The sequence below is a fragment of the Mesorhizobium sp. WSM4846 genome (assembly GCF_055811415.1).
The window spans coordinates 135,318-143,145 of sequence record NZ_JBVVPZ010000011.1; the positions used below are offsets into that span (position 1 = coordinate 135,318).

General features: G+C 63.5%; 6 protein-coding genes. All 6 read left to right on the forward strand.

Features of this window, described 5'->3' with window-relative positions:
• The first annotated feature begins 1 nt into the window (after window position 1).
• The gene (locus AC0L15_RS12710) at window positions 2–1,042 is read left to right on the forward strand and encodes a branched-chain amino acid ABC transporter permease (protein WP_473496438.1); all 1,041 of its coding nucleotides are present in this window, start codon (window positions 2–4) and stop codon (window positions 1,040–1,042) included.
• A 49-nt stretch (window positions 1,043–1,091) separates the two neighbouring features.
• Window positions 1,092–2,423 (forward strand): ABC transporter substrate-binding protein, encoded by a 1,332-nt coding sequence (locus AC0L15_RS12715; RefSeq protein WP_473496439.1) that lies wholly within the window; start codon window positions 1,092–1,094, stop codon window positions 2,421–2,423.
• A 63-nt stretch (window positions 2,424–2,486) separates the two neighbouring features.
• A complete protein-coding gene (locus AC0L15_RS12720; RefSeq protein WP_473496440.1) occupies window positions 2,487–3,278 on the forward strand; it encodes an ABC transporter ATP-binding protein in 792 nt (263 codons plus the stop codon).
• The gene (locus AC0L15_RS12725; protein WP_473496441.1) at window positions 3,275–4,522 is read left to right on the forward strand and encodes an SfnB family sulfur acquisition oxidoreductase; all 1,248 of its coding nucleotides are present in this window, start codon (window positions 3,275–3,277) and stop codon (window positions 4,520–4,522) included. The genes AC0L15_RS12720 and AC0L15_RS12725 overlap by 4 nt, the downstream gene beginning before the upstream one ends.
• A gap of 31 nt (window positions 4,523–4,553) precedes the next feature.
• A complete protein-coding gene (ssuD, locus tag AC0L15_RS12730; protein WP_473496442.1) occupies window positions 4,554–5,729 on the forward strand; it encodes an FMNH2-dependent alkanesulfonate monooxygenase in 1,176 nt (391 codons plus the stop codon).
• Window positions 5,726–7,156, forward strand: a complete 1,431-nt coding sequence (locus AC0L15_RS12735; RefSeq protein ID WP_473496443.1) for an FAD/NAD(P)-binding protein — start codon at window positions 5,726–5,728, stop codon at window positions 7,154–7,156. Before ssuD ends, AC0L15_RS12735 begins: the two co-directional genes overlap by 4 nt.
• The last annotated feature ends 672 nt before the right edge of the window (window positions 7,157–7,828 follow it).

A 7,828-nucleotide genomic window follows, 5' to 3' on the forward strand; every position in this document is an offset into this window, starting at 1 on the left:
GATGGCCGTGCAAGCGCTCGATGCCGCAAGGGTTCCAATCGACTGGCAGAGATTAGCTCTGCCGGCCGTGCTGGTCGTCGTCACCTATGGCCTGATCCCCGCCTACGCGTCGAGCTATCTCGTGGAGGCAATCCTGCTGCCGTTTCTGGCGCTCAGCCTGGCGGCGGTCGGCCTTAACCTGCTGACCGGCTATTGCGGCCAGCTTTCGCTTGGCTCTTCCGCCTTCATGGCGGTCGGCGCTTTCGCCGCCTACAATTTCAACCTGCGGGTCGACGGGCTGCCGCTGGCGGCGACCATGATCCTGGCCGGGATTTCGGCCGCCGGCATCGGCGTCGTGTTCGGCCTGCCCAGTCTCAGGCTGCGCGGCTTCTATCTCGCCGTGTCGACGCTCGCCGCCCAGTTCTTCGTGCAATGGGCGTTGACCAAGTTCGGCTGGTTCTCCAACTACAATCCGTCCGGGGTTATTTCCGCGCCGCGCCGCCTTACCGTCGCGGGATTTTCGCTCGATGGCGCGACCGGCCGCTACCTGCTTTCGGTCACCACGGTCATCGTGCTGACCGCCGTCGTCTGGCGTCTCGTCAACAGCGCGACCGGCCGCAACTTCGTTGCCGTGCGCGATAACGAAACGGCGGCGCGCGTCATCGGCGTGCCGGTGCTCCGGACCAAGCTGCTGGCCTTCGCCGTCTCGTCCTTCATTATCGGCGTCGCCGGTGTGCTGTGGGCCTTCACCTACCTGCGCACCGTAGAGCCGGCCGGCTTCAACCTCGACCGCTCTTTCCAGATCCTGTTCATCATCATCGTCGGCGGACTGGCTTCGATGCGCGGTGCGTTTCTGGGCGCGGCCTTCATCGTCGTCTTCCCGCTTCTTCTGTCCCGGATCGGCGCCTTCGCGTTTGGCGGCCTGTTCGATTCGGGCGTGCTCGACATGAGCCAGCGCATCGTGCTCGGCGCCCTCATCATCATCTTCCTCATCGCGGAACCGAACGGGCTGTCGGCCCTCTTCGACCGCCTGAAACGACGGATCGGCTCAAGGTCCAGCTGAGCGCCGCTCGACATCCTCTCACGGACCCACACCTCAGGAGACGCAACTCATGACCTTCTTCAGTCATCTCAAGAAAGCGGCGATCGCCACGGCCTTCGTGCTCGGCGCGACGGCTGCCCACGCCGACGAACAGTATTTCCCCCTGCAGAGCTATCGCGTCGGCCCCTATGCCGCCGGCGGCACCGGCTTCTTCGGCGGCTTCATCGACTACCTCAACCTGATCAACATCCGCGACGGTGGCGTCAACGGCGTCAAGCTGACCTGGAGCGAAGGCGAGACCCAGTATGAGGTCGAGAAGGGCGTCGAGGTCTACGAACGATTGAAGAGCAATCCGGGTATCGCCGCCTGGAACCCGCTTTCGGTCGGCATCGCCTACGCCATGATCGACCGCATCACTGACGACAAGGTGCCGCTGATCACCATCAACCACGGCCGCACCGACACCACGGACGGGCGCGTGTTCCCTTACGTCTTCCCGCTGCTGCTCAATCCCTACAGCGAGACTTCCGGCATCGTGAACTACATCGCTTCCAAGGAAGGCAGCCTGGACAGGCTCAAGGGCAAGAAGATCGTGGTGCTCTATCACGGCTCGCCCTACGGCAAGGAGACGATCCCGATCTACGAGCTGCTGGCGCAGAAATACGGCTTCGAACTGTCGCAGATCGAGGTTCCGCATCCGGGCAACGAGCAGCAGGCACAATGGCTGACGATCCGTCGCGAGCGTCCCGACTATGTGGTGCTGCGCGGCTGGGGCGTAATGAACCCCGTAGCGTTGAAGACTGCGCAGAAGACCGGTTTCCCGGCCGATCACATTGTCGGCAATGTCTGGTCGAATTCCGAAGAGGACGTCATCCCCGCGGGCGATGCCGCCAAGGGCTACACGGCCATCACCACCCAGGCCTCGGGCGAGCAGTATCCGGTGGTCCAGGAGATCGTGAAAACGGTCTACGGCGACGGCAAGGGCAATCTCGAGGACAAGAGCCGCATCGGCTCGGTCTACCACAATCTCGGCATCGTCAATGGCATCCTCAATGTCGAGGCGGTCCGCATCGCGCAGGCCAAGTTCGGCAACCGCACGCTGACCGGCGACGAAGTGCGCTGGGGCTTCGAGCATCTCAAGCTCGATCCGGCGCGCGTCGAGGCGCTCGGCGCCAAGGACCTGTTCCACTCGATCAATGTCTCCTGGGACAATCACGAGGGTGACGGCTACGTGACCTTCCAGCAGTGGGACGGCAAGAAGTGGAACGTCGTGTCCGACTGGATCGCGCCCGACTGGAAGCTGCTGCGCCCGATCATCGAGAAGTCGTCCGAGGCTTATGCCAGCGAGAAGGGCATCAAGATCCGCACGGCCGAGGACGCCGACGCAGTGGTCAGCAACTGAGTTGCCATGGCGCGGCCGACAATCTGGCCGGCCGCGCCATCCAGCTTCCCAGCGGAGTCATCGATGTCTAGCCCGGAAAACCCGATCCTGTCAGTTGCCAGCGTGGAAGCCGTCTATAACGGCGCCATCGCCGCCCTGCACGGCGTCGACCTGTCGGTCGGCAAAGGCGAGATCGTCGCCTTGCTCGGCTCCAACGGCGCCGGCAAAACCACGCTGCTGCGCGGCGTATCCAATCTCCTCCCGGCCGAGCGCGGCGCCATTACCGCCGGTCGGATCACCTTCGGTGGCGAGGATGTTTCAAGGGCAAGCCCCTCACAGCTCGTCCGCAGCGGCCTCGTCCAGGTCCTCGAGGGCCGGCATTGCTTCCGTTCGCTGACGGTCGAAGAGAACCTCTTCACCGGCGCGCTCGGACGCTCGTCCTCTCGCACCGGCGTCAAGGCCGACCTCGATCGTGTCTATTCACTTTTCCCAAGGCTCGCCGAGAAGCGGCGAACCCGGTCCGGCCTCACTTCCGGGGGTGAGCAGCAGATGACGGCGATCGGCCGGGGCCTGATGTCGCGGCCGAAGCTCTTTGTTCTGGACGAGCCGTCGATGGGGCTCGCGCCGCTGATCGTCGACGAGATCTTCAGCGCCCTGAAACGGCTAAACCGCGACGAAGGCCTTTCGATCCTCGTTGCCGAACAGAATTCGGCGGTCGCGCTGAAATACGCCGACCGCGCCACCGTGCTCGAGAACGGCGTCAGCGTCCTCGAAGGATCGGCTGCCGACCTGCGCCAGCGCACTGACATCAAGACCTACTATCTCGGCGGCTCGCCGCTTCCATCCGACCATTTCCCCAAGGAGACCGCAGCATGACCATCCAATCGAAGCAGCCGTCCGATATCCGCAGCGCCGTGCCACCGGTCGAGCGTCCGTCAGCCAAGGCGCATGTTATCAGGACCGACGCCGAGGCGATCGCTGTCGCCGAAAAACTGGCCGCGGAATTCGCCAAGGATGCCTCCAAGCGGGACCGTGAACGCCTCTGGCCGAAGCGAGAGCTCGATGCGTTTTCGCAGAGCGGCCTGTGGTCGATCAACGTGCCGAAAGCCTATGGCGGGCCGGAGCTCTCCTATGTGACGCTGTCGAAAGTGATCACCATCATCTCGGCGGCCGATCCGTCGCTGGGCCAGATTCCGCAGAACCATCTCGGCGTCGTCGCCGCCATCCGCACCGTCTCCGACGAGGCCCAGAAGAAGCTGCTTTTCGCCGAGGTGTTGTCCGGCACGCGCTTCGGCAACGCGTTCTCCGAATTCGGCTCCAAGCGGGCGGCCGACTTCGAAACCAAGTTCGTCGACGCCGGTGACCATGTCGTCGTCAACGGTCAGAAATTCTATTCGAGCGGCGCGTTGCTTGCCCATCTGGTCCCGATCGTGGCCCTCGATGACGAGGGGCGCGCCTGGTATGCCATCGCCGATCGCGGCGCGCCCGGACTGACGGTCATCGACGACTGGTCGAGCTTCGGCCAGAAGACGACGTTGTCCGGCACGGTCTTGCTCGACAATGTGAAGGTGCCGAAGACGCATCTGGTTCCCGGCTATAAGGGCTACGACAGGCCGACGGCCGACGGAGCCATCTTCCAGATCATCCAGGCCGCGGTCGATCTCGGCATCGCCAAGGCGGCGATCGATGAGACGGTCGATTTCGTGCGCACCAAGTCGCGCGCCTGGATAGACAGTGGCGTCGATCATGCCTGGCAGGATCCTTACACGATCCAGGCGATCGGCGACCTTCGTCTGCGCGCCAATGCGGCAGAGGCAGTTCTGGAAAAGGCCGGGCTTGCCGTCGATCACGCTGTCGCCGCCCCGAATGAGAAGACCGTCGCTGAAGCGCAGATCGCTGTGGCGGAATCCAAGATTCTCACCACCGAGATCGCCATCAATGCCACCAACAAGCTGTTTGAGCTCGCCGGCACACGCTCGACGCTGGCCGAGCACAATCTCGACCGGCATTGGCGCAACGCCCGCACCCACACGCTGCACGATCCGGTGCGCTGGAAGTACGCGATCTTGGGCAACTACTACCTCAACGACGTCAATCCGCCGCTCCATGCCTGGAGCTGAGCAAGGCGCGCCAAGTCACAGAGGACTATTCATGAGCATTGCCACTCCCGACAGGATCAAGGTCCTGTGGTTTCTTCCGACCCATGGCGACAGCCGCTATCTCGGCACCTCCGAGGGAGGCAGGGCGGTCGACTTGCCCTACCTCACCCAGGTTGCCAAAGCGGCCGATGCGATCGGTTACTATGGCGCGCTGCTGCCGACAGGCCGTAGCTGCGAGGACAGCTGGGTCGTGGCGTCGGCGCTGGCGCCGCTGACCCAGCGGCTTCGCTTCCTTGTCGCCGTCCGGCCGGGCCTGCAATCGCCGACGCTCGCCGCCCGCATGACCTCGACGCTCGACCGCATTTCCGGCGGACGACTGCTAATCAATGTGGTCACCGGCGGCGATCCGGTCGAGAACAAGGGCGACGGCATCTTTCTCAGCCATGACGAGCGCTATGAGGTGACGCGGGAATTCCTCGACATCTACAAGGCCGTGCTGCGCGGCGAAACCGTCGCCTTCGCAGGCAAGCATTTCCGAATCGAGGACGGCCGGCTGCTGTTTCCGCCCGTGCAGACGCCACATCCGCCGCTCTATTTCGGCGGCTCGTCAGAGGCGGCCAACGCGGTCGCCGCCGAACAGATCGACAAATATTTGACTTGGGGTGAACCGCCCGCAGACGTTGCAGCCAAGGTCGATCATGTGCGCGGTCTTTCCGAAAAAGCCGGGCGTCAGGTGACCTTCGGCATCAGGCTGCATGTCATCGTCCGCGAAACCGACGACGAAGCCTGGGCCGATGCCGACCGGCTGATTAGCCGCCTCGACGATAGGACGATCGCTGAGGCGCAGAAGGTGTTCGCGCGCATGGATTCCGTCGGCCAGTCGCGAATGAGTCGGCTGCATGGCGGTCGTCGCGACAAGCTGGAAATCAGTCCGAACCTGTGGGCCGGCGTCGGCCTGGTTCGCGGCGGCGCCGGCACCGCCCTGGTCGGTGATGCGGCCACGGTGGCGGAACGGATCGACGAATACCGGCGTATCGGCATCGATACCTTCATCCTGTCCGGTTATCCGCATCTGGAGGAGGCCTATCGCTTCGGCGAACTGGTATTGCCGTTGTTGCCGCTCGATCACGATATCTCGACGCGACCGACGGCCGTGAACATGGGGCCCTTCGGCGAAACGGTGGCCGGCGACCATCGACCGTCGGGACTGCGCGCGAGTCAGTCTTGAGCGCCAGAGAATCGGGCAGGGGACCCGTCGTAGTCATCATCGGCGGCGGCTTTTCCGGTGCGGCGACTGCGTTTCACCTTGCGCGGCTTCTGCCCGCCGGAGCTGCCGATATCGTGGTCGTCGAGCCCCGAGAGGGGCTCGGCTATGGTCTGGCCTATTCGACGCCCGATCCTTCACACCGCATCAATGTGCCGGCGTCGAGGATGACGCTGATCTCCGGCCAGGACAGCCACTTTGCCGACTGGCTGGAGCAGACCGGCGCCATTGCGGACGATCCCGAGGCCATTGCCGCCAATGGAGCGCTCTACCCGCAGCGTCGCGTTTTCGGGCGCTACGTGGAATCCCATCTTCAGCCCTTTCTGTTCGGCAAAACAATCCGCCATGTCAGATCCGCGGTCGCGTCAGCCAAGCTCAGTGGCGAGGGCTACCACCTGATCCTCGCTGAGGGAGGAACGCTCGCAGCGGACGCTCTGGTGCTTGCGACGACGCATCCGCCACCGACTTTGCCATTGCCCCTGCAGTCCGTGGCTGGCGCAGCCGGGCTGGTGGCCAATCCCTATGATCTCGAAAGGCTGGAAGCGATCGGACGCTGCGACCATGTGCTCGTCGTCGGCACTGGACTGACGTCGGCGGATGTCATCGCAACGCTCGACCGCAATAGCCATTGCGGTCGCATCACAGCACTGTCGCGCCATGGCTACCGATCGCGAGGCCATGCGGCTATGCTTGCCGATCCGATCGGCGACTTCACCGGCCTGCCTTCACGCAGCGCCACCGTGCTTCTCAGGCGTATCCGGTCGACCATCGCAACCGCCGCGCAGCAGGGCGAAGGCTGGCACCCCGTGCTCGACGCAGTCCGGCGACAAGGGCAAGTCATATGGCAGGCCCTGCCGCTCGCTGAGCAACGCCGCGTCGTGCGCCATTTGCGCGCGCTGTGGGATGTGCATCGCTTCCGCATAGCGCCACAGATCGCGGCCGTGCTCGATCGCCGGGTTGCCGAAGGCACGCTCGCCTATCGCGCCGCATCGATTACTGGCGCCGAGCGGGTCGACGGGCGCATTGGTGTCACGCTGCGGCCAAGGCGCCAACACACCCAGACGATCGAGACGTTTGACAGAGTGATCGTCACAACCGGGCCGGCGCATGCCGATATTTTCCGGACCAACACCGCAATCGCCGCTCTCGGGCGAATGGGACTGGTCCGGCTGGACCCGATTGGTCTTGGCTTGGCGACCGACAGCCAAGGCCGTGCGGTCGGGACATCCGGCCGACCGACCGGCAGCATTTTCGTCAGCGGGCCATTGGCGCGCGGCAGCGTTGGCGAACTGATGGGAATTCCCGAAGTCACCGCGCATGCCGAGCGCATCGCCGCCGAAATTCACCATTGGCTTGGATACGAGACGGCGTTGCGTCGCAAGGCGTCGTGAGCTGCAAGCGGTGAGGCTATCCAGATGACACTGACGGAACGCATTACGAAGGTGGAAGCGCATTCGAGTTGACAAATAGGCCACTGGTCGCGTGCCGCTCCTGGCGCTTTCTGCATTGTCGCCTGGTACGACGAGCTTTACGTTTGTGACGGCTGCGGCGGGTCAGCTTAAAACTCCGTCCAAATCCTCTCGACCTTTGAGGTGCCGATATCCACCAGACTTCGCCCCGGCTGTCCGCCTTGACGCCAGCCGCAATGATGACAGCGACCCGAGACGATCAGCCCGCGCGGCGGAGCTTCAGGTAAGTGGGTCGAGAAAAAATTGGGCGGGAATACGCCTACAACGAGGCTGCTGGCCTTGTGCCGCAGGAGGTAAAGAATCTGCCGCCGCAGCCCGGTGCGGGTCGTCGGACGTCGGATAATCTGAGAGCACCCTTAGGCGGCGAGCTTGGCTGCGCGTGCCTTCACTACTGTCGGCGTTTATCAACTCCAATCTGATCTCAGGGTGAGTGACGCGCTTGAAAATTTGCCCAATAAGCCTGCGTCCGGAATTTTGGCGATGATCCTCACCAAATGCGATGAGCTGCAATTTCTAGCTAGTGTCCGTCCATAAACGGCAAGTTGTTGAAATTACTTGAGGAATCGTAGTTTTCCGCAGGAAAGCTCCGGCGGT